This is a genomic window from Mycolicibacter algericus DSM 45454, assembly GCF_002086455.1.
Lineage (GTDB): Bacteria > Actinomycetota > Actinomycetes > Mycobacteriales > Mycobacteriaceae > Mycobacterium > Mycobacterium algericum.
Map to the genome: position 1 here is coordinate 143,139 of NZ_MVHC01000001.1, position 25,979 is coordinate 169,117.

General features: G+C 67.6%; 22 protein-coding genes and 1 tRNA gene. 15 read left to right on the plus strand and 8 right to left on the minus strand.

The features are described 5' to 3' along the window. Positions 1 to 75: 75 nt before the first annotated feature. The 8 genes from BST10_RS00690 (at position 76) to BST10_RS23120 (ending at position 7,286) form a co-directional block, all read left to right on the plus strand. Positions 76 to 993: an alpha/beta hydrolase gene (locus BST10_RS00690; protein WP_083035828.1), complete on the plus strand. Its 918-nt coding sequence runs from the start codon at positions 76 to 78 to the stop codon at positions 991 to 993. Between the two features lie 118 nt (positions 994 to 1,111). Beyond that, complete coding sequence (locus BST10_RS00695; RefSeq protein WP_064854779.1) at positions 1,112 to 2,938, plus strand: flavin-containing monooxygenase; 1,827 nt, start codon at positions 1,112 to 1,114, stop codon at positions 2,936 to 2,938. Next, positions 2,935 to 3,522, plus strand: coding sequence for a TetR/AcrR family transcriptional regulator (locus BST10_RS00700; protein WP_064854780.1), 588 nt, complete (start codon positions 2,935 to 2,937; stop codon positions 3,520 to 3,522). The genes BST10_RS00695 and BST10_RS00700 overlap by 4 nt, the downstream gene beginning before the upstream one ends. A gap of 25 nt (positions 3,523 to 3,547) precedes the next feature. Further along, entirely contained in the window at positions 3,548 to 4,954 is a 1,407-nt protein-coding gene (locus BST10_RS00705) for a TIGR00366 family protein (RefSeq protein WP_083035830.1), read from the plus strand. 108 nt (positions 4,955 to 5,062) lie between these two features. Further along, positions 5,063 to 5,863, plus strand: a complete 801-nt coding sequence (locus BST10_RS00710) for a maleylpyruvate isomerase family mycothiol-dependent enzyme (RefSeq protein WP_109559345.1) — start codon at positions 5,063 to 5,065, stop codon at positions 5,861 to 5,863. Next, on the plus strand, positions 5,860 to 6,567 hold the full coding sequence (locus tag BST10_RS00715) for a mycothiol-dependent nitroreductase Rv2466c family protein (protein ID WP_083035834.1): 708 nt from the start codon (positions 5,860 to 5,862) through the stop codon (positions 6,565 to 6,567). The genes BST10_RS00710 and BST10_RS00715 overlap by 4 nt, the downstream gene beginning before the upstream one ends. Positions 6,568 to 6,839: 272 nt before the next feature. Beyond that, a complete protein-coding gene (locus BST10_RS00720) occupies positions 6,840 to 7,043 on the plus strand; it encodes a cold-shock protein (RefSeq protein WP_083035836.1) in 204 nt (67 codons plus the stop codon). Between the two features lie 105 nt (positions 7,044 to 7,148). Beyond that, the gene (locus BST10_RS23120) at positions 7,149 to 7,286 is read left to right on the plus strand and encodes a hypothetical protein (RefSeq protein WP_163762354.1); all 138 of its coding nucleotides are present in this window, start codon (positions 7,149 to 7,151) and stop codon (positions 7,284 to 7,286) included. Here the strand turns inward: BST10_RS23120 and BST10_RS00725 are convergent. After that, positions 7,283 to 8,560: an APC family permease gene (locus tag BST10_RS00725; protein ID WP_083036103.1), complete on the minus strand. Its 1,278-nt coding sequence runs from the start codon at positions 8,558 to 8,560 to the stop codon at positions 7,283 to 7,285. The genes BST10_RS23120 and BST10_RS00725 overlap by 4 nt on opposite strands. Positions 8,561 to 8,729: 169 nt before the next feature. On the opposite strand from BST10_RS00725, the gene BST10_RS00730 reads away from it, so the two are divergent. Continuing rightward, entirely contained in the window at positions 8,730 to 11,888 is a 3,159-nt protein-coding gene (locus tag BST10_RS00730) for a bifunctional cytochrome P450/NADPH--P450 reductase (RefSeq protein WP_083036105.1), read from the plus strand. Between the two features lie 77 nt (positions 11,889 to 11,965). On the opposite strand, the gene BST10_RS00735 is transcribed toward BST10_RS00730, so the two are convergent. Continuing rightward, positions 11,966 to 12,039: transfer RNA gene (locus BST10_RS00735), tRNA-Met, on the minus strand. 234 nt (positions 12,040 to 12,273) lie between these two features. On the opposite strand from BST10_RS00735, the gene BST10_RS00740 reads away from it, so the two are divergent. Next, positions 12,274 to 13,002 (plus strand): oxygenase MpaB family protein, encoded by a 729-nt coding sequence (locus BST10_RS00740; RefSeq protein WP_235673625.1) that lies wholly within the window; start codon positions 12,274 to 12,276, stop codon positions 13,000 to 13,002. A 6-nt stretch (positions 13,003 to 13,008) separates the two neighbouring features. On the opposite strand, the gene BST10_RS00745 is transcribed toward BST10_RS00740, so the two are convergent. Beyond that, positions 13,009 to 15,972 carry a UPF0182 family protein gene (locus tag BST10_RS00745; protein ID WP_083035837.1) on the minus strand — a complete coding sequence of 988 codons (2,964 nt, stop codon included), beginning with the start codon at positions 15,970 to 15,972 and terminating at the stop codon, positions 13,009 to 13,011. A 55-nt stretch (positions 15,973 to 16,027) separates the two neighbouring features. After that, complete coding sequence (locus tag BST10_RS00750; RefSeq protein WP_083035840.1) at positions 16,028 to 17,047, minus strand: YlbL family protein; 1,020 nt, start codon at positions 17,045 to 17,047, stop codon at positions 16,028 to 16,030. 101 nt (positions 17,048 to 17,148) lie between these two features. Here BST10_RS00750 and BST10_RS00755 point away from each other — a divergent pair, with 101 nt between their 5' ends. After that, the gene (locus tag BST10_RS00755; protein WP_041318419.1) at positions 17,149 to 18,492 is read left to right on the plus strand and encodes a zinc-dependent metalloprotease; all 1,344 of its coding nucleotides are present in this window, start codon (positions 17,149 to 17,151) and stop codon (positions 18,490 to 18,492) included. 8 nt (positions 18,493 to 18,500) lie between these two features. Here BST10_RS00755 and BST10_RS00760 read toward each other — a convergent pair whose 3' ends face one another. Next, positions 18,501 to 19,361, minus strand: a complete 861-nt coding sequence (locus tag BST10_RS00760; RefSeq protein ID WP_083035842.1) for a lysophospholipid acyltransferase family protein — start codon at positions 19,359 to 19,361, stop codon at positions 18,501 to 18,503. On the opposite strand from BST10_RS00760, the gene BST10_RS22880 reads away from it, so the two are divergent. Genes BST10_RS22880 through BST10_RS00770 form a run of 3 tightly spaced genes read left to right on the plus strand, consistent with a single transcriptional unit; the run spans position 19,360 to position 21,944 of the window. After that, the gene (locus BST10_RS22880; protein WP_133054394.1) at positions 19,360 to 19,662 is read left to right on the plus strand and encodes a hypothetical protein; all 303 of its coding nucleotides are present in this window, start codon (positions 19,360 to 19,362) and stop codon (positions 19,660 to 19,662) included. The genes BST10_RS00760 and BST10_RS22880 overlap by 2 nt on opposite strands. Continuing rightward, positions 19,659 to 20,528, plus strand: coding sequence for a cyclodehydratase (locus BST10_RS00765; RefSeq protein WP_013829838.1), 870 nt, complete (start codon positions 19,659 to 19,661; stop codon positions 20,526 to 20,528). The genes BST10_RS22880 and BST10_RS00765 overlap by 4 nt, the downstream gene beginning before the upstream one ends. A 54-nt stretch (positions 20,529 to 20,582) precedes the next feature. Then, positions 20,583 to 21,944: a macrolide-binding ATPase MABP-1 gene (locus BST10_RS00770; RefSeq protein WP_083035844.1), complete on the plus strand. Its 1,362-nt coding sequence runs from the start codon at positions 20,583 to 20,585 to the stop codon at positions 21,942 to 21,944. Between the two features lie 15 nt (positions 21,945 to 21,959). Here the strand turns inward: BST10_RS00770 and BST10_RS00775 are convergent, their stop codons facing one another. Together BST10_RS00775 and BST10_RS00780 are read right to left on the minus strand one after the other, a co-directional pair. Continuing rightward, the gene (locus BST10_RS00775) at positions 21,960 to 22,226 is read right to left on the minus strand and encodes a WhiB family transcriptional regulator (RefSeq protein ID WP_041318425.1); all 267 of its coding nucleotides are present in this window, start codon (positions 22,224 to 22,226) and stop codon (positions 21,960 to 21,962) included. Positions 22,227 to 22,539: 313 nt separating this feature from the next. Next, positions 22,540 to 24,672, minus strand: coding sequence for an ATP-dependent DNA helicase UvrD2 (locus BST10_RS00780; protein ID WP_371869141.1), 2,133 nt, complete (start codon positions 24,670 to 24,672; stop codon positions 22,540 to 22,542). A 75-nt stretch (positions 24,673 to 24,747) separates the two neighbouring features. Between BST10_RS00780 and BST10_RS00785 the strand changes: the two genes are divergently transcribed. Further along, the gene (locus BST10_RS00785; protein WP_041318427.1) at positions 24,748 to 25,008 is read left to right on the plus strand and encodes a mycoredoxin; all 261 of its coding nucleotides are present in this window, start codon (positions 24,748 to 24,750) and stop codon (positions 25,006 to 25,008) included. A 73-nt stretch (positions 25,009 to 25,081) separates the two neighbouring features. Here BST10_RS00785 and nudC read toward each other — a convergent pair whose 3' ends face one another. Continuing rightward, complete coding sequence (gene nudC, locus BST10_RS00790) at positions 25,082 to 25,975, minus strand: NAD(+) diphosphatase (RefSeq protein WP_083036111.1); 894 nt, start codon at positions 25,973 to 25,975, stop codon at positions 25,082 to 25,084. Between the last annotated feature and the right edge of the window lie 4 nt (positions 25,976 to 25,979).

The following is a 25,979-nucleotide window of genomic DNA, read 5'->3' on the forward strand; positions in this document are numbered from 1 at the left end:
CTTCTCCTTGACTTGAAGTGCGGTTCAAGTCAGAGACTAGCGAGGAACCGCCCGCAAGGAAAGGAGTCCGACGTCATGCCACTCCACCCACAGGCCCAAGACCACCTCGACCGCTTGGCCGGCACCAACTTCGCCGACCTGCACACCTTCGCTCCCCAACAGGTCCGACACGCCATGGGCCTGCTGACCCAAAGCCTGGGCACCGGCGAGTCCGTCGCCAGCGTTCGGGATCGCATCATCGCGACGCAAGCCGGCGATCTGCCGGTCCGGATCTATCACCCGCAGCCCGACGAGTCACGCCCGGTCATCGTCTTCTTCCACGGCGGCGGCTTCGTGCTCGGCGACCTCGACACCCACGACGGACTGGCCCGGGCACTGGCAAACCGCACCGGCCGGGTCGTCGTCTCCGTCGACTATCCGCTGGCCCCCGAACACAAATACCCGGCAGCGATCAACGCCGGCTTCGCGGCCACGACCTGGGTGGCCGACCACGCCGTCGACTTCGGCGGCGACGGCACGAACATCGCCGTCGCCGGTGACAGTGCGGGGGGAAACCTGGCTGCCGTAGTCGCCCTGATGGCCCGCGACACCGGCGGGCCCGCTATCGCCCATCAGGTTCTGATCTACCCCGACGTGGATTTTCGGCGATCGAACGTCTCGATCCGGGAGCTCGCCGGCAAGTACGGCAACATCAGCCGGGCGACCCAGCAGTGGTTCATGGACCACTACCTCGCCGGCGAGCACCAGAAGCTCGAGGAATACGTCTCGCCGCTGCTGGCCCCCAGCCTGCACCAGCTGCCGCCGGCGTTCATCGTCACCGCCGAATTCGACGCACTGCGCGATGAGGGCGAACAGTACGGTGCGCGACTGCGCCAGGCGGGAGTTCGCGTCAGCGTCAAGCGCTACGACGGCATGATCCACGAATTCATCCGCTGGCCGTTCGACGACGCCGACCGGGCGCTCGACGACATCGCGGCCGCGCTGGCGTCGTAGCGCAGACCGGGAGCTGCGTCGACCGCTGCCGTAGACGTTGTGTCTGGCAAAATATCGCCTAGTCTGTTCACTGGACGCTATGTCCAGCGAGATCGGATGATGCGAGGAGCACGACGCGATGCCAGCTACGGCGGCTTCCCTGGACCCTCAACCGGCGGGCTACGACCCCGAGTGGATACGGGCCAAGTACGCGCTCGAACGCGACAAGCGGCTGCGACCCGACGCGGTGAGCCAATTCATCGAGGTCACCGCGGATTTCTCGCACTATGCCGACGACCCGTGGACCGAGCGCACCGAACGCGACCCGGTGCACGACCACGTCCAGGTGGCGATCATCGGCGCCGGTCTGGGCAGCCTGCTCGCTGCCGCCCGGCTGCAGGAATCCGGCATCGACGACATCCGGATGATCGACACCGCCGGCGACTTCGGCGGCACCTGGTACTGGAACCGCTACCCCGGTGTGCAGTGCGACGTGGAGTCCTACATCTATCTGCCGCTGCTCGAAGAGCTGAACTACGTTCCCACCGAGCGCTACGCGCACGGCCCGGAGATCCGCGAGCACCTGCAGAACGTCGCCAAGCACTATCGCCTGTACGACAACGCACTGCTGGGCACCACTGTCACCGGCTTGCGCTGGGACGAGTCGGCCAACCGCTGGCAGATCAGCACCGATCGCGGCGACGCGTTCACCGCGACGGTGGTCGCCGTTTCGCCGGGGTCGCTCACCCGGCCGAAACTGCCGGGCATCCCTGGCATCAACGAGTTCCGCGGGCACACCTTCCACACCAGCCGCTGGGACTTCGGCTACACCGGCGGCGACGAATTCGGTGGGTTGACCGCGCTGGCCGACAAGCGGGTCGGCGTCATCGGCACCGGTTCGACTGGGCTGCAGTGCATTCCGCACCTCGGTGAGTGGGCCCAGCAGCTCTACGTATTCCAGCGGACCCCGAGCACCGTCTCGGTGCGCGGCAATCGCCCCACCGACCCGCAGTGGGCGGCAAGTCTGAAGCCCGGTTGGCAACGCGAGCGGATGGAGAACTTCACCCGCGTCACCTGTGGTGTGGAGATGGACCTCGATCTCACCGACGACGGCTGGACGCAGAAGGCCCTGCAACTGAGCGAATCCGCGGTGATCCGGGAGACCCGGCGCCTCGGCCGCGAGATGACGCCCACCGAGATCGCGGACTTCTTGTTCCGCGCCGACTATGAGGCGATGGAACAGCTGCGCGCACGAATCGATGAAACCGTTCGCGATCCCAAGACCGCCGAATCGCTCAAGCCGTGGTACCGGCTGAACTGCAAGCGTCCCGGCTACCACGACCAGTACCTCGACACATTCAACCGGACCAATGTCACGTTGGTCGACACCGACGGAAGCGGCGTCGAGCGGTTCACCGAGACCGCCGTCGTCGTCGACGGCGTCGAATACGAAGTCGACGCACTGGTTTTCGCAACCGGCTTCGAGGTGGGCACCGAGTTCACCCGCCGGCTCGGCTTCGAGATCATCGGCCGCGACGGCGTGCGCCTGAGTGACAAGTGGGCCAAGGGCATGCGGACGCTGCACGGCCTGCAGACCCACGGCTTCCCCAACTGCTTCTTCCTCGGCTACACCCAATCCGGGGTCTCCCCCAACTACACCCACACCGCCGAGGAACGGGCCCGCCATTTCGCCTACCTGGTCAGCACGTTCGTGCAGCGCGGCGCGAGCACCATCGAGGCCACCAAGGCCGCCGAGGAGCACTGGCTGGCCGCGATGGAGGCGGCGTCGGAGAAGCCCCGGGCCTTCTACGCCGAGTGCACGCCGAGTTACCTGAGTTCCGAGGGGGATCGGGAGAATCCGCACGGCATGCTGTCGACCAACTTCGGCGGCAAGCCCGTCGAGTTCTTCGAGATGCTCAGCGCCTGGCGCTCCACCGGCCAGCTGGAGGGTGTGATCCTCAAATGACCTCCGCCGCGCCGAAACTCACGATGCGCGACCGGCACCGCATCATGACCCGCGACCACATCATGGCCGCCGCCCTGGAGGCCTTCGCCGAACGTGGCTACGTCGCGGTGACCGTCGATGACATCGTGCGCCGAGCCGGGATCGGGCGGGCGACGTTCTACCTGCATTTCGACTCGAAGGCGGCGGTGCTGCGCGAGCTGCGCAACACCCGGATGACCGTGTGGGACCAGCAGGATGCCCCGCGCGGCGGCCGCTCGGGACGGCCGTCGATCCGAGCCTTCTTTGAGAAGGTGGTCGACTTCTACACCTCCGCACCGCAGCTCTACACCGCCCTGCACCAGGCGCGCGCGGCCGACCCCGAATTCGCCGCGGCGCACCGAGCCACCATGGAGGCCAACGTCACCGAGTGGATCGAGGCCGACGCCATGCCCGGTGCCACCGAGGCGCAGCTGCGGCTGGCCATCGCGATGATGTACACCATGGTCGACTCCTTCATGCATCTGTGGCTGGTCGACGGTTGGCCGTTAGAGCGCGAGGCCGCCATCGAGGCGATGACCGACGCCCTGCACGCCACCATGCGCTGAGACGTTCCAGGGAAGGGGCCACCCCATGACGACGAACTCGGCGCAGCAGACCAAACGTCGCGGCGTCATGCAGTCGCTCACCGGGCTGAGCGTCCGCTACGTCGAACGCCTGATGCCCGATCCGTATCTGTTCGCGGTGATCCTCACCCTCATCGTCGCCGGGCTGGTCGCCGTGCTGGTGCGCGGAGCGTCGGCTGACGGCATGGTGAGCGCCTGGTACAGCGGGGTGTGGGGGTCGGAGAACATCTTCACCTTCGCCTTCCAGATGGTGCTGATCCTGGTGACCGGCTACACGCTGGCCGAGGCGCCGGTGCTCAAGCGGGCGATCGGCCGAGTCGCGGCCATGCCGCGCAACCAGGCCCAGGCGGCGCTGCTGTGCTTTGCCGTCAGTGCGGTGCTGTCCCTGCTGAACTGGGGCCTGGGCCTGGTGGCCGGTGCGCTGGTCGCCCGACAGGTCGCACGGCGTTTCCCCGACTCGCATTTCGGCTACCTGATCGCCGCGGCATTCATGGGCTTCATCGTCTGGACACAGGGACTCTCCTCGTCGATCGCGCTGGCGAACACCGATGCCGGCAGCCCGATCAACGTGATCCACCGGATCACCGGATTCATCGTGCCGTTGCGCCACACCATTTTCCAGCCCTACAGCTGGCTGTCCGTGATCATCGTGCTGGCGGTGCTCGCGCTCGCGGTGTGGCGGATGGAGCCGTCCGAGCGCCTGGCACCGGACCCCGCGGTCTTCGAGGACGACGATCAGCCGCTCGAGCCGCAGGACGCCAGGACGTTCGCCGAATGGCTGGAGAACCTGTGGATCCTCAACGTGCTGGTGTTCGCCGCGGGCATCGCGTATTTCGTGATGAGTGGTTTCGCGCTGAACATCTCCTCGATGATCATGCTGTTCACCATCACCAGTGCGCTGCTGCACCGCACGCCGATCCGGTTCATCCGGGCGTTCACCGGCGCCGCGAAGGTATCCGGGCCGCTGCTGTTGCAATATCCGCTCTACGGCGGCCTGGTCGGACTTCTCGCCTACCGGGGCGCCGAGGACGCCGAGCCGCTGCAGACGCTGCTGGCCCAGATGCTGGTGAACGGCGCGACGCAGTACACGCTGCCGTTCCTGACGTTCCTCGGCTCGGTGATCATCAGCCTGTTCGTGCCCTCCGGCGGCGGGCACTGGGCGGTGCAGGGGCCGGTCGCGGTCGACTCGGCGCTGGCGATCGGCCAGCACTCGCCGGCCTATCTCGGGTTGATCTCCATGGCCGTGGCCGTCGGTGAGGGCGTGGCGAACATGATCCAGCCGTTCTGGCTGCTGCCCCTGCTGGCGATCGCCAAGCTCAATGTCCGTCAGGTGATGGGTTTTACGGTCGTGGCGTTCGGCATCGGGCTGGCGGTGATGGGGGCGATGACGTTGATTGCACCGTGGGTGATTTGAGCGCAGTCGGCATTCCTTGATATCCGCTCTCGCTTGTCGGATCCTCGAAGTGGAAGCACACTCACCGATAGCTCCCCCAGTGCCCTGGCCGCGAAGGAGAAGACGGCATTGAAGACCCCGGAAACCGGCAACGTCGGCAGGATCGGCGCCGCCCTGCGCACCTGCTACGCCTCGATAGAAGCCCTCTGCGCCGACCTGGGAGACGCCGAGTGGAATGCCCAATCACTGTGTCCGGACTGGACGATCCGCGACGTGATCAACCACGTCACCAGCATCGAAGCGGTAATGGCCGGGTGGCTGCCCGACGACGATCGCACCCCGCCGCCGTTCGAGAAGGCCGCGGACTTCCTGCGCGACGCGGACGCCGACACCACCACGTACAGCGAACTGGTGCGCGGGATCTATGACCGTCGCCGACGCGACCTGGCCGCATTGTCCGACGCGGATCTGATGCGTCCGTCGTGGACTCCGGTCGGCCCCGGCACCTACGGCAGGTTCCTGGAGATCCGGGTCTTCGACTTCTGGGTGCACGAACGCGACATCACCACCCCGCTCGGCCGCACAACCGATGACGCCGGTCTCGGGGCCGAAATCGCGCTGGCTGAGGTGGCCGGTTCCCTGGGCTACATCGTCGGCAAGAAGGTGGGCCTACCCGACGGAAAGGGCATCACCTTCGATCTCACCGGGCCCATCCCGTGCCAGTTGCATGTCGCCGTGGATGGACGAGCCGAAACTGTCGACCACCTGGATAATCCGGATGTCACTGTCGTCACCGATTCCACGACCTTTATCCAACTGGCGTGCGGACGCATCGACCCGCAGGCCCAGATCGACTCCAGCGCCATCAGCTGGAAGGGCGATGACGAACTCGGCGACCGCGCCGCCCGCAACCTGAGGTTCACGATGTGACGAGTCACCCGGATTTCATCGACTTCCACTTCGACGTCATGTGCCCGTATGCGTACCAGACGTCGCGGTGGATCCGGGAAGTCCGCGACCTCACCGGCCTCACGGTGAACTGGCGCTTCTTCAGCCTGGAGGAGATCAACCGCCAAGAAGGCAAGAAGCATCCCTGGGAACGCGAGTGGTCCTACGGCTGGTCGATGATGCGCATCGGAGCACTGCTGCGTCGCCGATCGATGACCGACGTTGATGCCTGGTACGAGCGCGCCGGCCGAGCTCTGCACGTCGAGGGCCGCAAGGCGCACGAGAAGGCGGTCGCCCGCCGGTTGCTCGAAGAACTGGGATTCGATCCCGAAATCGCCGACCAGGCGATCGCTGACCCTACAACCAGCGACGAAGTACTGACGGACCATCAACGGGTGCTCGCCGCCAGCGGCTACGGGGTACCCACGCTGTTCTTTCCCGACGGGCAATGCCTGTTCGGGCCGGTACTCATTGATCCGCCCACCGGCGATGCCGCGATCCGCCTGTGGGACGCCGTTGTCGGGTGGACCGAGTTTCCGCACCTGTACGAACTGCAGCGGCCCAAGACTCCGGCCGACGAAGCGCGCATCGTCGAGACCTTCCGGCCATATCTGGCGGCCCGCGACTGGGTGTCGATCAACCGCGGAGAGGTGGTCACTTTCACCGGCCGAGAACGCGAGGGCTGACAGAGCCGGCCCGCCCCATCGAGAACACGGGCAGCCGGCGAGAATCGCACCGGCCAATGCGAATCGCGCTCCGAAGCCGGCAAGGGCGACGGTGGTCATTGCAGGCTTCTGCCAATTCGGCTCAGCGTGGGACGCGGTGAACAGACCGCGGCGCGAGGGCATTCACACTCTGCTCGTTGCTTAGCAGAGGACCGCGACCCCAGGCCGTCCGTGCTACCGTCAGAGACGCACATCTTTCTTGATGCGCTCGGAAAAATGAGAGAAGTTAAGTAATGGCACAGGGCACTGTGAAATGGTTCAACGGCGAAAAGGGCTTCGGCTTCATCGCCCCTGATGGCGGAGCGCCTGACGTCTTCGTTCACTACTCGGAGATCGGTGGCGGCGGATTCCGCACCCTCGAAGAGAACGCTCGGGTTCAGTTTGAGGTAGAACAGGGCGCGAAAGGTCCACAGGCTGTGGGCGTTTCGGTAATCTGATCGAACACACAAACTTCAAAAGGCTGTCGCAGCGCAAGCCTGCGACAGCCTTTTTTGTGATCCGCGTGCTGGGCGTCCATCCGTGACACCTGTACACGATGGGCGGTGCAGGGCCCGATCACGGTCGACTCGGCGGCGGCGATCGGCGGGCACTCGCCCGCCTATCTCGGGTTGATCTCCATGGCCGTCGCCGTCGATGAGGGCGTGGCCAACATGATCCAGCTTGTGGGTGGCGCCGGCTAGTGGTCCCTGCCGCGGGTCGCGCCGAACCGCCGTACGCCGTAGGCGGCGATCCCTACGGCGAACACTGCGATTCCAGCAAGGACCGACGAGAGCGGCAAGGCGAACGCCACGATCACGCACCCGGCCAGCCCGATGATCGGCACGAGCCGGGGTGGACGGCCTTCCCCGGCCGACAGGGTCCAGGCCGAGGCGTTCGCCACCGCGTAGTAGACCAGTACAGCGAATGACGAGAAACCGATCGCGCCCCGGATATCGGTAGTGGCAGCCACGATGGCGACCACGACCCCCACGGCCAGCTCGGCGCGATGGGGCACCCCGAATCGCGGATGCACGGCTGCCAACGCCGACGGCAGATATCGGTCGCGGGCCATTGCCAGCGTCGTGCGCGACACCCCCAGAATCAGCGCCAGCAGCGATCCCGTTGCCGCGACCACCGCCCCGACCCGAACCGCCGGAGCCAGCCAGGGTGCGCCGGCGCCGGTCACGAGCTGCGCCAACGGTGCGGACGATTCGGCAAGACGTTGTGAGCCAAGCACCTTCAATGCCGAGACCGCGACGAGCGCATAAACCACCAGCGTGATGCCCAGAGCCGCCGGGATCGCTCGGGGGATGGTGCGGGCCGGGTCACGTACCTCCTCACCCAACGTGGCGATGCGCGCGTAGCCGGCGAACGCGAAGAAAAGGAGTCCCGCCGCCTGAAGCACTGCCCCCACCGGCGCCGAGGGCACGGTGGTCACCACGAGCGGGCCTCCTCGGGCGCCGAACGCGGCCACGATCACCGCGGCCAGCACCGCCAGCACCACAGCCACGATCACCCGGGTCAGCCACGCCGACTTCTGGACACCCACCACGTTCACGGCGGTCAACGCCACCACCGCGGCCACCGCGGCTGCGTGCGGATGCGCCGGCCACGCATAGAACCCGACCGTCAACGCCATCGCCGCACACGACGCGGTTTTGCCGACTACGAACCCCCAGCCGGCCAGGTATCCCCAGAACGGGCCCAGGCGCTCGCGCCCATACACATAGGTGCCGCCCGAGATCGGATACACCGCCGCCAAGCGTGCCGAGGAGGTGGCGTTGCAATATGCGATCACCGCCGCGATCGCCAGCCCCACCAGCAGGGCCCCGCCCGCTGCCCTGGCCGCCGGAGCCAACGCGACGAAGATCCCCGCCCCGAGCATCGAGCCCAGTCCGATCATCACTGCGTCGAACACACCCAACTGGCGACGCAATTGCGCGGGCGCGGCCGGTTCAGCACCGGGCGCTGACATCTCCGGCTCGTCCGGCATTGATGATCCCCCCTCCGCAGACACATCGACATTCGATCAATCGAGGTGGACCAATCACAATATTCGCTGCTGATGACGCAGACATGTCAATCGGTCCCAATGATCACCATTGCGCCGGAACAGGATCCAGCAGCGGCCTATGCTGCCCGATATGGCCGACTTCACCGCGTCGCTGCCACCGGAACTGGACAACGTTCCCTCCGCCGAGGGAGCGCTGCCGCCGTGGTCTGACCTCGTCGGCCGGCCCTATGCACTGCCCATCGACATCCTCGGTGAGCTCCACGGGCCGCTGTTCTACGCCGACTTCAGTGGGGTGCGAAAGCTGTACGCGTGCTCACGGGAGCTGGTCGAAGAACTGTGCGACGAGAACCGGTTCGCCAAGAACCCGATGCGACCTTTGGAGCGGGTCCGCCAACTCGCCGGCGACGGCCTGTTCACCGCGTACCACGGCGAACCGAATTGGCAGAAAGCCCACGACGTCCTGATGCCCGGCTTCAGCTATGCCGGGCTGCGCAACTACCACGGCGCCATGCTCGACATCGGCACCCAGCTGATCGACCGCTGGGATGCCTGTGTCGGGCATCGGCCGGCGGACGCGTCGACCGACCTGCAGAAGCTCGCGATGGACACCGTCGCCCTTGCCGGCTTCGGGGCACGATTCGACTCGTTCAGCCACAAGGGACTTGCCCCCATCCCGCAGAGTTTCACCGCCGCCTTGTCCAAGCTCGCAGAGACCGACGGCGCCGCCGACCTCGACCACGAACTGGAGCATCTGCATCGCAGCTTCGACGAGCTGATCGAGCAACACCGAGCCACTGCCACACCCGAACTCGACGATCTGCTCTACGTCATGCTCGAGCACGACTCCGACGGCGGGCCACTGCTGAGTACGGACAACATCCGCAACCAGATCATGACCTTTCTCATCGCCGGCCAGCTGACCACTTCGGAACTGATGCCCACCGCGCTCTACAACCTGCTGCATCACCCGGCAGTGCTGTCTCGTGCCGTAGCCGAAGTCGATGCCGTGTTCGGGGTGGACGATGACTACCTGCCAACCTACGACGACATCGGAAAGCTCGAATATCTGCGGCAGGTGATCAACGAAACACTGCGACTGTCCCCACCGGTGGTCGGCTTCGACCGAACGGCTTTGGCGGACAACATTATCGGTGGGAAATACCCGATTAAACAGGGCGAGGCCGTCAGCGTGCTGACGGGTGCGCTTCATCGTCAGCCCGAATGGGGTGACAACGTCGAACTGTTCGATCCGGACAGGTTTGATGCCGCCCGATCCGCCGGCAGGCCCGGCGCGGTGTTCAAACCCTTCGGCACCGGAGCACGATCCTGCATCGGACGCCAGTTCGCCCTACACGAGGCCACCATGACGATCGCCCGGTTGATCCACCGGTATCGCCTGATCGACTCGCAACACTATGCGCTGCAGTTCGACAGCGAGCGCAGCCGGCGCCCGATGGACTTCCACCTCGACCTGATCCGGCGAACATTCGAAGACCGCCGCGGCGCAGCAGCCTCGGTCACCCCGACACCCGAGCGGAGCACGTCGGGGGCCAGCTCCGCGGTCAAAACCGGCACCACGTTAGCCGTGCTGCACGGCTCGAACCTCGGAACCTGCCGCGCATTGGCCAAGCAGCTTGCCGAAGAGGCCACCAACCTTGGCTGCATCGCCACGGTCGCACCCCTGGACAACTTCGCCGGAACCCTGCCGAAAACCGATGCGATCGTCATCGTCGCCTCGTCCTACAACGGTCAGCCCACCGACGACGCACGCGCCTTCCTGGCCTGGCTGCTCGGTGCCGACGCCGCACTCGACAGCGCCCCGTACTTCGCGGTCCTCGGTGTCGGAGACCGCAACTGGGCCGACACCTACCAGGCGGTACCCAAGCGCATCGATGAACGCCTGGCCGAACTGGGCGCCCAGCCCCTGATCCCGCTGACCTCAGCCGATACCTCAGGCGACCTCATTGGCACGGTCGACGAGTTCTCTGCGGCGTTGCACGACGCGCTGTGCGAACACTTCGGCGATCCGGACGCAACGCCAATCACCGACACCGACGAACCGCTCTACGACATGCATCCCATCATCGGCCCGGTCACCGCGGCGCTCGACGCCCGCTTCGCCGTGACACCGATGACCGTCCTGGATAACACCGCACTGGTGGGCGACGACGCGATCCTGGGAGGAGCCAAACATTTTGTCCGCGTTGTCCTTCCCGAGGGCGTCGAGTACCAGACGGGTGATCACCTGACAGTCCTGGCGGACAATCCGCCAGATCTCGTCGCCACGGTGCTCAAGCTTCTGGGCATCGAAGCCGAACGGCGACTGTCGATCAATCCTCGGCGCACTTCGCGGCGGTTGATCGCACTCGATCGGGAGGTGAGCGCGCGCGAATTGCTCACCCACTTCGTGGAGCTGCGAAAGCCGGTTACGCCGAGCCAGTTGAGGCGTCTGGCCGCATCCAACCCGTGTCCACCGGAGCGTGAACGCCTCGAGCAGCTCGCCGCCTCGGCCGATCCCTGCCCGCTGAGTCCATTCGAGTGCCTGGTGGAGTTTCCAGCGTGCGAACTGACGGGCGCCGAGCTGCTCGAGCTGCTTGAGCCGATGACACCGCGCCACTACTCCATCGCGTCGTCCTCCCGCCTGACACCGGGGCTGGTCGGGCTGGTGGTCAGCGTGCTCGATGCGCCGGCCCGGTCCGGCCATGGACTGTTCCAGGGCGTGGCCTCCAATCATTTGGCGGCCGCTTCCCCTGGTGCACAGATTCGGGCACGGGTCGACCCGGCCCGCCAGGCGTTCCGTGCTGGTGCCGACCCTGCGAAGAATGTGATCCTGGTCAGCGCCGGTACCGGTGTTGCCCCGTTCCGCGGCTTCCTCGGCGATCGCCTGGCGGCCAAACAGCAAGGGGCGCCCTATGCGCCGGCCCTGTGTTTCTTCGGCGTCCGAAATCCAGACGTGGACTACATCTTCCGCGAGCAGTTCGAGGCCGCCGAAGCGGCGGGGGTCGTCCGGATGCGCCCCGCCTTCTCCCGCGCACCGCAGGACGATGTGCGCTACGTGCAGGACCGGATCGCCGCCGACGCCGACGAGGTTTGGGAGCTGCTCGGCGACCCCGCCAAGCACACCCACGTCTACGTGTGTGGTGACGGCGCCCACATGGCGCCGGCGGTACGGCAGGCCTTCATTGACATTTACCGCGTGCGTACCGGCGGCGACGAGAGCCAAGCCCGCGACTGGCTTATCGGCCTGGTGGAGTCCGACCGCTACGTCGAGGATGTGTGGGCTGGGTGAGCGTGTGGCCGGACGAGCAACCGACCCATGGCACGAAAGTGGCCCCCGGAATTTTCTCCGGGGGCCACTTTCTCTAGTAGCGGGGACAGGATTCGAACCTGCGACCTCTGGGTTATGAGCCCAGCGAGCTACCGAGCTGCTCCACCCCGCGTCGGTATCTACGAGGCTACCGAACGCGGGCCCAAGGCGCCAAATCGCCTGGCCTGAACGCTGCTGCTGCATCGCGCCGACCCCCAGTTGGGCCAGGACCAAAGCAGCGAGAGAATCGACGGATGCCTGGGATCGCAAATGACTTCAGCCGGCTGCTCACCGCGCAAAAACCGCGGATCTGATCATGTCGTCATCCGCGGTGCAGGACCTGAACTCCGACAGCATGCTTTGGCATGTGCTGGCCGACCGGCGTTTCCTGTTCGTGTTGCCCAGGGCGGTAGGTCTGCTGATGCTGCATCCGGGTATCGCCGCCGGCATCACCGAGCACGCCCTGATGCGCGATCGCATCTGGCTACACAAGAAGCGCACCGTCACCCAGGCGGTCAACTACGCCTACACCGATGTCGACATGAGCCCGCAGATGCGCTTCGCGCACGAACACGTCAAGGGCCTGGACAGCGTTGGCCAGAAATACCATGCGCTCAGCCCCGATACCTTTCATTTCCAGCACGCGGCGTACGTCGAGTCTCTCTTCGTCATGGTCAACACCTTCATCCGGCCGCTCGACAAGCGCGAACACGAGCAGCTCTATCAGGAGTGCTGTGCCTGGTACCGCAAATACGGCATATCAAGCCGGTCGATGCCGCCTAGCTGGCCGGAGTTCGTCGACTACTTCGAGGACTACTGCGCGACAATGTTGTTCGCCGGCCAGCACTTCGAACCGTTCCGCGAGCAGATTTTCGCCCCCACCGACTGGTGGATGCGTGCGGTCCCCCGCCCGGCCATCCGCGCGCTGCAGCATTCCCGTGCCCGCGAACTCACCGGAATCACCGTCACACCCGCCGACCGGCGATCGCTAAAGCGGTTCGCCAGGTTGGCCCGCTTGTCCACCCGTACGCCGCGGCACCACTGGAACGCCCGGGCCCGCGCCGCACTTGGTCCGGACCATCATCGCGGGCGCTGACGACCGCTACTTGGTGCTGTTGAACTTCGCCATCGCATCGTCCAGGCGCTGCAGCGCCGATCCGTAGCCCGCGAAGTCGCCGCGGCGCTGGGTCTCGCGCACCGCGGTGATCGCCGCCTCGATCTCTTGCAGCGCAGCGACCTTCGCCGCCGACAGCCCGGCACTGCCCGCCGGCGGAGGTGGCACCGCCGCGGCGGGCGGAGCGCTCGCCGGCGGCGGCTGCTGCTGGGCCGCGGCGCTGCCGTCGGTGGGCGCGATGTCGGTCGCCGCTGCACTGGCCCCGGGCCCGAACAGGCCGGTGAGCGCGTCGGAAACCGTTGGCCCGTAACCGATCTTGTCGTTGTACATCATCGCCACCCGGATCAACCGCGGGTACGACGACGCGGCGTCGCTGGAACCCGGCGAGGCATAGACCGGTTCGACGTAGAGCAGCCCGCCCTGGGCCACCGGCAGGGTCAGCAGGTTGCCCCACCGGATGCGGTTCTGGTTGTCGCGCCCGATCACCCCGAGGTCCTGGCTGACCGCGGTGTCGGTAGTGATCGCGTTATTGGCCAGCTTGGGGCCGTTGACCTGACCCGGGATGGTCAGCACGGTGATCTTGCCGTAGGTGTCCGGGTCCGAACTGGCGCTGATGTAGGCGGCCAGATAGTCGCGCTTGAACCGGTTCATCGCGCTGGTCAGCTGATAGGACGCCGAACCGTCTTCCTTGACAAGGTTTTTCGCGACGATGTAGTACGGCGGCTGGAAGCTGCTGGCGGTCGGGTTGGGGTCCAGCGGCACGTCCCAGAAGTCCGAGGTGGAGAAGAACGTGATCGGGTCGTTGACGTGGTACTTGGCCAGCAACATCCGCTGCACCTTGAACAGATCCTCGGGATAGCGCAGGTGCTCGGCAAGCTCAGGTGAGATCTCCGACTTGGGTTTGACCGTCCCGGGGAACACCCGCATCCACGCCTTGAGCACCGGGTCGGCCTCATCCTGGGCGTACAGGCTCACCGTTCCGTCGTAGGCGTCGACGGTGGCCTTCACCGAGTTGCGGATGTAGGACACCCGCCGGTCGGGCAGCAGCCGGTTGAACTCCACCTCTTTGGAGTCCATGGTTGCCGACGACAACGAGGTCAGCTGCGAGTACGGGTAGTTGTCCAAGGTGGTGTAGCCGTCGATGATCCACACCAGGCGCTTGTTCACGATTGCCGGATACACCGTGGAATCGGTGGTCAGCCACGGCGCCACCGCCTGCACCCGGCCGGCCGGGTCACGGTTGAACAAGATCTTGCTGTCCGAGCCGATCACGTTGGAGAACAAGAAGTTGCGTTCGGCGAATTTCGCGGCGAACACACCGCGGGTCAGCCAGTTTCCAATGTTGACCCCGCCGGCACCGGTGTAGGTGTAGTTCTTCGTCTCGACGTTCGTCTCGTAGTCGTATTCACGGTCGGGGCCGTTGCGGCCCACGATGGCGTAGTCGGCGACGGTGTCGGCGATCACGGGCCCGTAGTACACCCGCGGCTGGTCGAGGCGGGCCGGCCCCTGGGAGACCACGCTGCCGTTGGCGCCGACCACGTTCGCCAAGAACTCGGGGTAGCCGCCGTTCTGGTTGGGGTCGTTGGCGATTCCGCGCACGGTGTTGGCCGGCGAAGCGATGAACCCGTTGCCGTGGGTGTAGACGGTGTGCCGGTTGATCCAGTCGCGCTGGTTGTCGATCAGCCGATCGGGGTTGAGCTCGCGGGCGGCGACCACGTAGTCGCGCAACTCGCCGTCGCTGTCGCGATAGCGGTCGATGGTGAGCTGGTCGGGGAAGAAGTAGAAGTTCTTGCCCTGCTGGAACTGGGTGAAGGCGGGACTGACGATGGTCGGGTCCAGCAACCGGATGTTGGAGGTGGTGGCGGCATCGGCGCCGACCTGCGCGGCCGTCGCACGCGCGTCGCCGCTGTAGTTGCGGTAGGTGACCACATCCTCGGTCAGCCCGTAGGCGTGCCGGGTAGCGGCGATCGACCGGGAGATGTACTCGCTCTCCTTCTGCGCCGCGTTGGGCTTGACGCTGAACTGTTCCACGAGCAACGGCCAGCCCGCACCGATGACCACCGACGACAGCAGCAGCAGCACCAGACCGATCGCCGGAATCTGCAAGTCGCGCAGCACGATCGCCGAGAACACCGCGATCGCACAGATCAGCGCGATCGCCAGCAGGATCATCTTGGCGGGCAGCACCGCATTGATGTCGGTGTAGCCGGCGCCGGTGAACGGCTTGCCGGTGCGGGTATGACTGAGCAACTCGTAGCGGTCCAGCCAGTAGGCGGCGGCCTTGAGCAACACCAGGGTGCCGATCAGGCTGACGACCTGAATGCGCGCCGGCCGGCTCAGCGCCCCGGCACGACCGGACAACCGGATGCCACCGAAGATGTAGTGCGTCGTCAGGTTCGCGATGGCGGCGAGGAAGAACGTCACCAGCAGCAGCCCGATGATCAGCCGGTAGAACGGCAGGTCGAAAGCGTAGAAGCCGAGATCCTTGCCGAACTGCGGATCGGCGATCCCGAAGTCACCGCCATGCAGGAACAACTGGATACGCACCCAGTAACTCTGGGCGACGATCCCGGCCAGCAGACCGATCCCCGTCGGTATGCCGAACGCGACCAGTCGCAGCCGCGACAACACCGCGGTGCGATAACGCGCCACCGGGTCGTTGGCGCCGTTGCTGGGCACGAACACCGGCCGGACCCGGAAGGCCATCGCCAGGGCGGCGAACACGATCCCGCCGACGACGAGGCCGACCACCACGAAGGCGATCAGCCGGGTCAGCAAGGTGGTGACGAAAACGGACCGATAGCCCAGTTCCCCGAACCAGAGCCAGTCGACGTAGCCGTCGATCAGCCGCGGCCCGACCAGCAGCAACACGATGACGGCGAGCGCACTCCCGATCATGATCCGGCTGCGCGGGGTCAACTTCGGCATTCTCGCGGTGGGCTGCATCCCCACGTGCCACGCTCCCTAGCTCGGTTGTCCTGACGGCCCCACTGTAGCCAACCTGGCCTCAGCAAGACGGCGGCTGACCTCCACCGGTGAGAGTGCGCAACGCGTCCACGGCCTGGGCGAGGCTGTCGACCTTGATCAGCTGCAACCCGTTGGGGTCCGAGCGGGCCTCGTAGCAGTTCTCGGCCGGGACCAGAAACACCGTCGCGCCGGCCTCGCGGGCCGCGATCATCTTGTGGGTGATCCCCCCGATCGAGTCGACCTGACCGTTGGGCTTGATGACCCCGGTACCGGCGATGAAGTTCTGTCCGGCCAGCGTGCCGGTGCTGAGCTTGTCGACAACGGCCAGCGAGAACATCAGCCCCGCCGACGGGCCGCCGATATTGGCGAGGTTGAACTCGACGGTGAACGGGGCCCATGGCGCGTCGAGCACTGACACACCGAGGAATCCGTTGGGCCGGTCTTTGTTCTCTCCGAGCGTAATCCGCGCCGTGCCGGGGGCGGCGTTCTTGCGCCGGTAGTCGATGGCCACCGTCTCGCCCGGCTTGGTGGCAGACAACCGCTTGGTGAACTGCTCGACGGTGTAGACGGGTTCCCCGTCGACGGCGTCCACCGCGTCACCACGCTGCAGCGCGCCGGCCGACGGCCCGGGGTCGTGGACCTCGGCAAGGGTGACCGCGCTCGGGTAGCGCAGGTAGCCGAGGGCGGCGTATTCGGCGCTCTGCTCGGAGGTACGGAACTCGGCGTCGTTGTCCTCGTCGACCTCCTCGCGGGACTTGCCGGGCGGATAGACCAGGTCACGCGGCATGAGCTGTTCACGCCCGGACAGCCACAGGGCCAGCGCCTCACCCAGCGTCAGCCCGTCGCGCTGGGACACCGTGGTCATGTTCAAATGCCCCGACGTGGTCCGCGTCGGGGTGCCCTGGATGTCGACCACCTGCTTGCCGTCGACCATCCCGAGGGTGTCGAAGGTGGGGCCCGGCCCCAGCGACACGAAGGGCACGGTCACCGCCGTCAGCAGTACGCCGAACACGACCACCGGCAGCAGGGCCGCCAGCAGCGTCAGAATCCGCCTGTTCACCCCGGGTATGGTAAACGGCCCGTATCCAGCTGACCTCGGGCCGCACATCGGAGTGCCGCGTGTCGCACCGTGGCCGGACGCCGGTCGGTACGGTTGTGTCTATGGCTGATCTGCCCTTCGGTTTCTCTTCCGGGGACGACCCCGACCGCGAGCGGCCCGGGGGACGAGATCCCGGTCCGAGCGACTGGGGAATGGGCGCCGGTTTCAACATCGCCGATCTGGGGCAGATCTTCACCCAGCTCGGCCAGATGTTCAGCGGCGCCGTGTCCACCAGCGGTCGGCCGTCCGGACCGGTCAATTACGACCTGGCCCGCCAAGTCGCCGCCCGCTCGATCGGTTCGGTCGCGCCCGTGACGGCCTCGACCACCACCGCGATCGGTGACGCGGTGCACCTGGCCGAGACCTGGCTCAACGGCGCGACGTCGTTGCCGGCCGGCACCACCGGCTCGGCCGCCTGGACGCCCGTGGACTGGGTGGAGCACACCATGGCGACCTGGCAGCGCCTGTGCGACCCGATGGCCGAGCAGGTCTCATCGGTGTGGGCCTCGGCGCTGCCCGAGGAGGCCAAGAGCATGGCCGGCCCGCTGCTGTCGGTGATGTCGCAGATGGGCGGGCTGGCGTTCGGGTCACAGTTGGGCCAGGCACTGGGCCGGTTGTCCGGAGAGGTGCTGACCTCGACCGATATCGGATTGCCGTTGGGCCCCAAAGGCGTGGCTGCGCTGCTGCCCGGGGCGATCGAGGAACTGGCCGGCGGACTCGAACAGCCGCGCAGTGAGATCGTCACGTTTTTGGCCGCCCGTGAGGCCGCCCACCACCGGTTGTTCACCCACGTCCCGTGGCTGGCCAACCAGCTGCTCAGCGCGGTGGAGGCCTACGCCCGCGGCATGAAGATCGACATCCGGGGAATCGAGGAGCTGGCGCAGGGGTTCGACCCGGCGGCGATGTCCGACCCGTCGGCGATGGCCGACCTGCTCAACCAGGGGGTGTTCGAGCCCAAGTCGACACCGGAGCAACTGGCGGCCCTGGAGCGGTTGGAGACGCTGCTGGCCCTGATCGAGGGTTGGGTGCGCACGGTGGTGACGGCGGCGCTGGGCGAACGGATTCCGGGCACTGCGGCGCTGTCGGAGATGCTGCGCCGGCGCCGCGCCACCGGCGGTCCGGCCGAACAGACCTTCGCGACCCTGGTCGGCCTGGAATTGCGCCCCCGCAAGCTGAGCGAGGCCGCGGTGCTGTGGGAGCGGTTAACCGTGGCTGTCGGGGTCGACGCCCGCGACCAGGTGTGGCAGCACCCCGATCTGCTGCCCGAGGCCGCCGATCTCGACGACCCGGCCGCGTTCATCGACCGGATCATCGGGGGAGACACCAGCGGCATCGACTCCGCGATCGACCAGGCCATCGCCGAGTTCCAGCGCGACGCCGACGCGAGCGGCGACACCGACGACTGACCCCGGGGTCAGGCCGGTGGCGCGGTTGCGTCACGCCACGCCAACGGATTGAGGTGACGGAAGGGGTCGTCGGCTCGGACGGCGAGCAGGTCTTCCAAGATCTCTTCCAGCGACTGCTGCGATTTCTCCCGAACTGTGGCGACCCAGTTGTCGGCCGAGATGCGGGCCGGTTTGGTGGTGTCGATGGGGGCACCGAAACGCAGGTACATCCGCTGCGGTCGCGGGATCAGCGTCGGGCCGATGCCGTGCTGCAGCGGTATGGCCATGTCCGGGGGCCCGGATAGCCGTCGGGAGACCGCCGTGCTGATGCGCTCCCAACTGCCGCCGCGACTGCTCAGGCTGCGGTAGACGTCGTCGCCCCCGACCAGTCCGACGGGCACGATCGGATAGCGGGATTCGACTGCGAGGCGGGCGAATCCGGCGCGCCCCTGCCAGCGCAGGGTGTACTCCTCGCCCTTGAACTTGGGGATCTCCCGACCGCCACCGGGGAACACCAGAATGGGCTCGTTGCGCCGCATCAGCTCGCGAACGGGTTCGGGGGCGCCGACCAGCGCCCCGGCGGCGGCGAGCAGGTCGCGGGCCGGCCCGCGCATCCGCCCGAACTGCCGGTCCGTCAGTGGACGTACCCGTTTGCCGATCGCACGCCGAACGTGGAAGGGAATCAGCAGGGCTTCCACACTGACCTGGGTGTGGTTGCCCACTAACAGAAATCGGCCGTCCGGCGGAAGATTGTCGAGACCGTCGACGTAGGGCCGGTACGCCTCGACGGCGGGTGTGACGGCATCGGCGACCGCCGCCATCACCCGCCGCAGGGCCTGCACCCGGGGCGGCTGGTTGACGATCGCGTCGATGTCGCGAAGGACGTGCATGTCCTCACATTACCGAACGAACTCGGTCACCCTCCGCCCCGAAGCGGTGCTCGAATTCACCGGCGATATCTACGATTTGGATCGAAACAGCCCCGAACACCTGCGCGTGGTCACCTGGGCGCGGTTGGAGCGATTGACTCTCGACGAACCCCGCGCCGACGGGCAGGCGCGCTTCGAGCACGCTGCTGGCTCTACTATTCGGCATCGGCCTTGCCTGGGCTCACGCACGACGCATCGTCTCCGCCGCTGTGGACAACCGGAGGCGGTGACGCCGCCCGGCGTGACAGGCTCCGAGGCGTGACCAGGGTCGAATCCCAGACGCACGCCTACACCCTCGACCCGGCACGGCCGGTGCTGCTGCGACCGGACGGGGCGGTGCAGGTGGGCTGGGATCCCGGGCGGGCCGTACTCGTGCAGCCACCGCGCGGGCTGACCGCGACCGGGCTGGCCGCCGTGCTGCGCACGATGCAGACCCCGGCCACCGCGGCCGAGCTACGGCTCGAGGCCGCCCGCCACGGCACGGTGGACACCGCGGAGCTCGACAACCTGCTCAGCGCGCTGGTCGGCGCCGGTGTCGCGGTGCGAGACAGCGCTCCGCGCCGACCGCGCCGCACGGCGTCGCTGCGGGTGCACGGCCGCGGGCCGCTCTCGGACCTGCTGGTCGAGTCGCTGCGCTGCTCGGGCGCCGTGGTTCGGCGCAGCAGCCAGCCGCACGCCGCGGTGAGCACCGCCGGTACGGATCTGGTGGTGCTGTCGGACTATCTGGTCGCCGACCCTCGGCTGGTGCGTGAACTGCACGCCGAGCGGGTGGCCCACCTTGCGGTGCGGGTGCGCGACGGCACCGGCGTGGTCGGCCCGCTCGTGCTTCCCGGCATGACCAGCTGCCTGGGATGCGCAGACCTGCACCGGCGGGACCGGGACGCCTCCTGGCCGGCGGTGGCCGCCCAGTTGCGCGACACGGTCGCCCACAGCGACCGCGCGACGGTGCTGGCGACAGTGGCGCTGGCGCTCAGCCAAGTCGATCGGGTGATCGCGGCGGTGCGCGGGCCGGCGGCCGGCAGCGACCTCGGTCCCCCGCCGACGCTCAACGCCACCCTGGAAATGGATCTGGCGACCGGGTCGATCATGACGCGGCGCTGGGCTCGTCACCCGCTGTGCGGTTGTTGACGGTGGGCCCCCAGCGGCAATTTCACACGCGGTGACCAGCGCCACAACGACATCATGGATGATGGACACGTGTCAGAAATCAAGCGTGGGAGCGCGGCGCGCAATGCGAAGCTGGCCAGCCTGCCCGTCGGGTTCGCCGGCCGGGCAGCACTCGGGTTCGGGAAGCGGCTGACCGGCAAGTCGAAGGACGAGGTCACCGCCGAACTCATGGAGAAGGCGGCCAACCAGTTGTTCACCGTCCTGGGTGAGCTCAAGGGCGGCGCCATGAAGGTCGGCCAGGCACTGTCGGTGATGGAGGCGGCCATCCCCGAGGAGTTCGGCGAGCCCTACCGGGAGGCGCTGACCAAACTGCAGAAGGACGCGCCACCGCTACCGGCGGACAAGGTCCATCGGGTGCTCGACGCCCAGCTGGGCACCAAGTGGCGGGAACGGTTCAGCGATTTCGACGACACCCCGGTCGCCTCGGCCAGCATCGGCCAGGTGCATCGTGGCGTATGGGCCGACGGCCGCCGGGTGGCGGTCAAGATCCAGTACCCGGGCGCCGACGAGGCGTTGCGTGCCGACCTGAAGACCATCCGCCGGCTGACCGGCATCTTCAAACAGCTGGCTCCCGGGGTGGATGTCAAGGGTGTGATCGATGAACTGATCGAACGCACCGAGATGGAGCTGGACTACCGGCTGGAGGCCGACAACCAGCGGGTCTTCGCCAAGGCCTACGCGGGTCACCCCCACTTCCTGATCCCCAACGTGGTGGCCAGCGCCCCCAAGACGGTCATCCAGGAGTGGATCGACGGCATCGGCATGGCCGAGATCATCCGCAACGGCACCGTCGAGCAGCGGGACCTGATGGGCACCCGGCTGGCGGAGTTCACCTGGGACGCGGCGCGCCGTCTCGAGCTGATCCACGGTGATGCCCACCCCGGCAACTTCATGCTGCTGCCGGACGGCCGGATGGGCGTGATCGACTTCGGCGCGGTGGCGCCGATGCCCGGCGGCTTCCCCCCGGAGCTGGGCGCGGCCGTGCGCTACGCCCGCGACAATGACTACGAGCAGGTCATCGCGGTGATGCGCCAGGGCGGCTTCATCCAGAAGGGCCAGAACGTCTCGGTGCGCGAGATCGACGAGATGCTGCGCCAGTACGTCGAGCCGGTCGAGGTCGAGGTCTTCCACTACACCCGCAAGTGGCTGATGCGGATGGCGGGCAAACAGCTGGAACGCCCCGTCGAGCAACTCAAGACGGCCCGGCAGCTGGACCTGCCGCCGAAGCTGGCGATGCCGATGCGGGTGCTCGGGTCGACCACGGCGATCATGTGCCAGCTCGACGCCCATGTGCCGGTCAAGCGGATCTCGGAGGAATTGGTCCCGGGCTTCGTCACCGACCCCAACAGCGGCGCAACGGTCGGCCCCTCGGCCTGACTCACACCGCCCCCCTCACGCCGCCAGGGGCTGTTTGCGGGGCCGGCCGCGAGGGCGTTTACGGCCGATGACGGTCCCACGGTCGAGGATCTCGCCGCCCCAGACCCCCCACGGTTCGCCGCGCTGCAACGCCAGCGCCAGGCACTGCCGCCGGATCGGGCAGTCGCCGCAGAGCACCTTGGCCCGTTCCAGATCGGCCGGGTTGTCGGCGAACCACAGATCGGGGTCGCGGTTGCAGGGCAACTCGGGCAGTCTCCGAGTGCGTGCTGTAGTGGTGGACATCGGCTGGTCACCTGCTTTCCGGTACGTCTGGCGTGATCCGGGCCTGGTGGCGGTGTGCCGGGAAAAGACAACGGCCACGGATCCTGGTCGGGTCCGTGGCCTGCGGTGGGCGGGGGCTGGCGCTTAGGGCGTACCCCGGGGCACGGACGCGTCGACTACGGCGACGGCATGGCGAATACGCGGTGCCGCCGCCTCGGCGGCGGCATGGCGCGCGCCGGCCGGGCCTACCCGCATGCCCCTGATCGTGGTCATGGTGTCCGAGGTTAACGGGTCGGGGCCGAGACTCACAACCGAATTACCTCCGGTGCGGGCCTCAGCTCCGGTTGCGGACCAGCTCGAGCACGTCGGAACCGAACTGCTCCAGCTTGCGCGCGCCGATGCCCGGGATAGCGACCAGAGCGGCCTCGTCGGCGGGCAGCATTTCGGCGATCGCGGTGAGCGTGTTGTCGGAGAAGACGATGTAGGCGGGCACTTTGAGCTCGGTGGCGGTGCGCAGCCGCCAATCCTTGAGCGCCACCAGCAACGCGGTGTCGACATCGGCTGCGCACGTCTCGCACCGGCTCAGCATGATGGCCGCCGGGGTGCCCAGCACCTTGTTGCAGACCCGGCAATGTTTCGGCGCGCCGCGGGCGCGGCGGCGCGCGGGCGCCCGCGGATCGGGTTGGGGCACCGCGCCGTCGATACCGTGCAGAAACCGCGACGGCTTGCGGCCGGCCCGCCCGCCGGGGGCGCGGGCCAGCGCCCAGCTCAACGCCAGGTGCACCCGGGCGCGGGTGACGCCGACGTAGAGCAGCCGGCGTTCCTCCTCGACGGCCTCGCTGTCGGGGCCGTGGGCCAGGGCGTGCGAGATCGGCAGGGTGCCGTCGACGAGCCCCACCAAGAACACCGCATCCCATTCCAGCCCCTTGGCGGCGTGCAGCGACGCCAGCGTGACGCCCTGCACCGTCGGCGGGTGACGCGAGTCGGCACGCACCCGCAGTTCGGCCAGTAGACCGGGCAGATCCAGGTCGGGGCGCTGCGCCACTTCATCGTCGACCAGTTCGGCCAGCGCACCGAGGGCCTCCCAGCGCTCCCGCGCCCTGACGCCGCTGGGTGGCTCGGCCGTCAACCCCAGCGGTTCGAGCACCCGGCGCACCGTCTCCGAGAGCGCGGAGCCGGTATCGTCGCCGCGCTCGGCGGTCCGCCGCAAGGCCACCAGCGCCTGCCGGATCTCCTGCCGGTGGAAGAAGCCCTCTCCCCCGCGAACCTGGTAGGCGATGCCGGCCTCGGTCAGCGCCTCCTCATACACCTCGGACTGCGCGTTGACCCGATACAGCACGGCGATCTCCGCCGGCGCGACACCGCCGTCGATCAGCCTCGCGATCGACTTGGCCACCGCGGTCGCCTCGGCGACCTCGTCGGGATGCTCCCGAAACGTCGGCAGCGGGCCGGGCTCGCGCTGGCCGACCAGCTTGAGTTTGCTGCCCGCAACGCGCCCGCGGGCCGCGGCGATCACCCGGTTGGCCAGCGACACCACCTCCGGTGTGGAGCGGTAGTCGCGCTCCAGGCGCACCAGGGCGGCATCCGGGAAGCGGCGGGTGAAGTCGAGCAGGTAGCGCGGCGAGGCGCCGGTGAACGAGTAGATGGTCTGATTGGCGTCGCCGACCACGGTCAGATCGTCGCGCTCGCCCAGCCAGGCCGAGAGCACCCGTTGCTGCAGCGGGGTGACGTCCTGGTATTCGTCGACGACGAAGCAGCGGTAACGGTCCCGGAATTCGGCGGCCACCGCCGCATCGTTCTCAATGGCGGCGGCGGTGTGCAGCAGCAGGTCATCGAAGTCGAGCATCGCCACTTCGCCGCGGGCTTTCAATGCTTCATAGCCGGCGTAGACATCGGCCAGTTTCGCGGCGTCGATCGGCGTGTCGCGGCCGGCGGCGGCCACCGCCTCCGGATATTGCTCCGGCCCGATCAGCGACGCCTTGGCCCACTCGATCTCGCCCGCGACGTCGCGGACATCGTCGTTGGACAGCCGCAGTCCGGCATGTCCGGCGGCCCGGGCGACCACCCCGAATTTGCGGTCCAGCAGTTCCCAACCGGTCTCGCCGACCACCCGCGGCCAGAAGTAGCGCAGCTGGCGCCGCGCGGCGGCGTGGAATGTCAGCGCCTGAACTGCCCCCACGCCGTTGCCAACGCCGCCCTCGCCGCCCGCGGCCGAGCCCAGCGCGCGCAGCCGCGACCGCATCTCCCCGGCGGCGCGCTGGGTGAACGTCACCGCCAGCACCTGCCCCGGTGCGACGTGACCGGCCGCGACCAGGTGCGCGATCCGGTGGGTGATGGTGCGGGTCTTGCCGGTTCCGGCACCGGCCAGCACGCACACCGGCCCGCGGGGAGCCAACACGGCGGCGCGCTGCTCGTCGTCCAGGCCGGCGATGAGCCCGTCCGCCGGGACTCCGTTCGGGTCAGCCATGGCGTCCATCTTGACAGGGGCCTCCGACGCCGGGCCGCGAGCGGCCCGCATCCCCAGCCGCTAGCTTTAAGAGCTATGACTGTTAGCGATCCACCGCTCATCATGTACACGACGCAATGGTGCGGTTACTGCCGCCAGCTCAAGAAGGCCCTGGAGAAGTTCGAGATCGGCTACGACGAGATCAACATCGAGCAGGACCCCACGGCAGCCAAGTTCGTCGAGTCGGTCAACGGCGGCAACCGCACGGTTCCGACGCTGCGCTTCGCCGACGGTTCGACGATGACGAACCCGACCGGGCGTGAAGTCAAGGCGAAGCTGGATCGGCTCAGCAGCTGATTAATTGCGCGAGCAGACACCAAAGCCCCCTAATCGCACCGTTTCAGGGCGCTTTGGTGTCTGCTCGCGCGGATCAGTCGACCCAGGACTCGATGATGGTCCGGGCGATCGAGATCGACCCGGGCAGCAGCAGTTTCGCGTCCGCGGAGCCACCCGTCCAGGCGCCGGCCGACAGCGCGGCGCGCACCTCGTCGCGGGTGAACCACGCGGCCTCGGTGATCTCGCCGTCGCTGAAGACGAACTCCTGGCCCGGGTCGGCGACGGCGTGGAAGCCGACCATCAGCGAACGCGGGAACGGCCAGGGCTGGCTGCCCAGATAGCTCACGTCGCGCACCGCCAGCCCGACCTCCTCGTGGACCTCGCGGACCACACAGGCCTCGAACGACTCGCCGGCTTCGACGAAACCGGCCAGCAGCGAGAACATCCGCACGGGCCAGTTGTGCTGCCGTGCGAGCACCACCCGGTCGGCGCCGTCGTGCACCAAACAGATCACCGCCGGGTCGATGCGCGGGAACTCCTCGGCGCCGGTGATCGGGTTGGCCCGCGCCCACCCGCTGCGCACCGGCTTGGTCGGTGTGCCGTCGACAGCGGAGAACCGGGCGTTCTCATGCCAATTCAGCAGGGCGATCGCCGAGGAGACCAGCTGGGCGCTGGTGTCGTCGAAGACGTCGCCGGTCATCCGCAGGTCGAGCACCGAGACGTCGCCGTCGGGCGGCGCCTCCAGTGCGCCACGGATCGCCCAGACATGCCGGCCGTCCTCGATACGGCCCAGAAACACCGCATCCGGCGGCGGGGTCTGACCCAGTTCGGTGGTGTCGTGCAGCACCACGCGCCCGCCGGCGACCAGCACCTGGTTGCGGGCATCGACCCGCAGCAGCGCCGCGTGCGGCCACCCGGCGACGGCGGCGTCGGTGTCGGTGCGCAACTGGTCGGCCCGGTCGGCCCCGACCCGCGACAGCAGCGGCATCTGG

Bases quoted from the DNA above. Each gene is read 5' to 3' on its own strand.
- BST10_RS00690 (WP_083035828.1), top strand. From the start codon at position 76: ATGCCACTCCACCCACAGGCCCAAGACCACCTCGACCGCTTGGCCGGC.
- BST10_RS00695 (WP_064854779.1), top strand. From the start codon at position 1,112: ATGCCAGCTACGGCGGCTTCCCTGGACCCTCAACCGGCGGGCTACGAC.
- BST10_RS00700 (WP_064854780.1), top strand. From the start codon at position 2,935: ATGACCTCCGCCGCGCCGAAACTCACGATGCGCGACCGGCACCGCATC.
- BST10_RS00705 (WP_083035830.1), top strand. From the start codon at position 3,548: ATGACGACGAACTCGGCGCAGCAGACCAAACGTCGCGGCGTCATGCAG.
- BST10_RS00720 (WP_083035836.1), top strand. From the start codon at position 6,840: ATGGCACAGGGCACTGTGAAATGGTTCAACGGCGAAAAGGGCTTCGGC.
- BST10_RS00725 (WP_083036103.1), bottom strand. From the start codon at position 8,560: ATGTCAGCGCCCGGTGCTGAACCGGCCGCGCCCGCGCAATTGCGTCGC.
- BST10_RS00730 (WP_083036105.1), top strand. From the start codon at position 8,730: ATGGCCGACTTCACCGCGTCGCTGCCACCGGAACTGGACAACGTTCCC.
- BST10_RS00755 (WP_041318419.1), top strand. From the start codon at position 17,149: ATGGCTGATCTGCCCTTCGGTTTCTCTTCCGGGGACGACCCCGACCGC.
- BST10_RS22880 (WP_133054394.1), top strand. From the start codon at position 19,360: ATGTCCTCACATTACCGAACGAACTCGGTCACCCTCCGCCCCGAAGCG.
- BST10_RS00760 (WP_083035842.1), bottom strand. From the start codon at position 19,361: ATGCACGTCCTTCGCGACATCGACGCGATCGTCAACCAGCCGCCCCGG.
- BST10_RS00770 (WP_083035844.1), top strand. From the start codon at position 20,583: ATGGATGATGGACACGTGTCAGAAATCAAGCGTGGGAGCGCGGCGCGC.
- BST10_RS00775 (WP_041318425.1), bottom strand. From the start codon at position 22,226: ATGTCCACCACTACAGCACGCACTCGGAGACTGCCCGAGTTGCCCTGC.
- BST10_RS00780 (WP_371869141.1), bottom strand. From the start codon at position 24,672: ATGGCTGACCCGAACGGAGTCCCGGCGGACGGGCTCATCGCCGGCCTG.
- BST10_RS00785 (WP_041318427.1), top strand. From the start codon at position 24,748: ATGACTGTTAGCGATCCACCGCTCATCATGTACACGACGCAATGGTGC.
- nudC (WP_083036111.1), bottom strand. From the start codon at position 25,975: ATGCCGCTGCTGTCGCGGGTCGGGGCCGACCGGGCCGACCAGTTGCGC.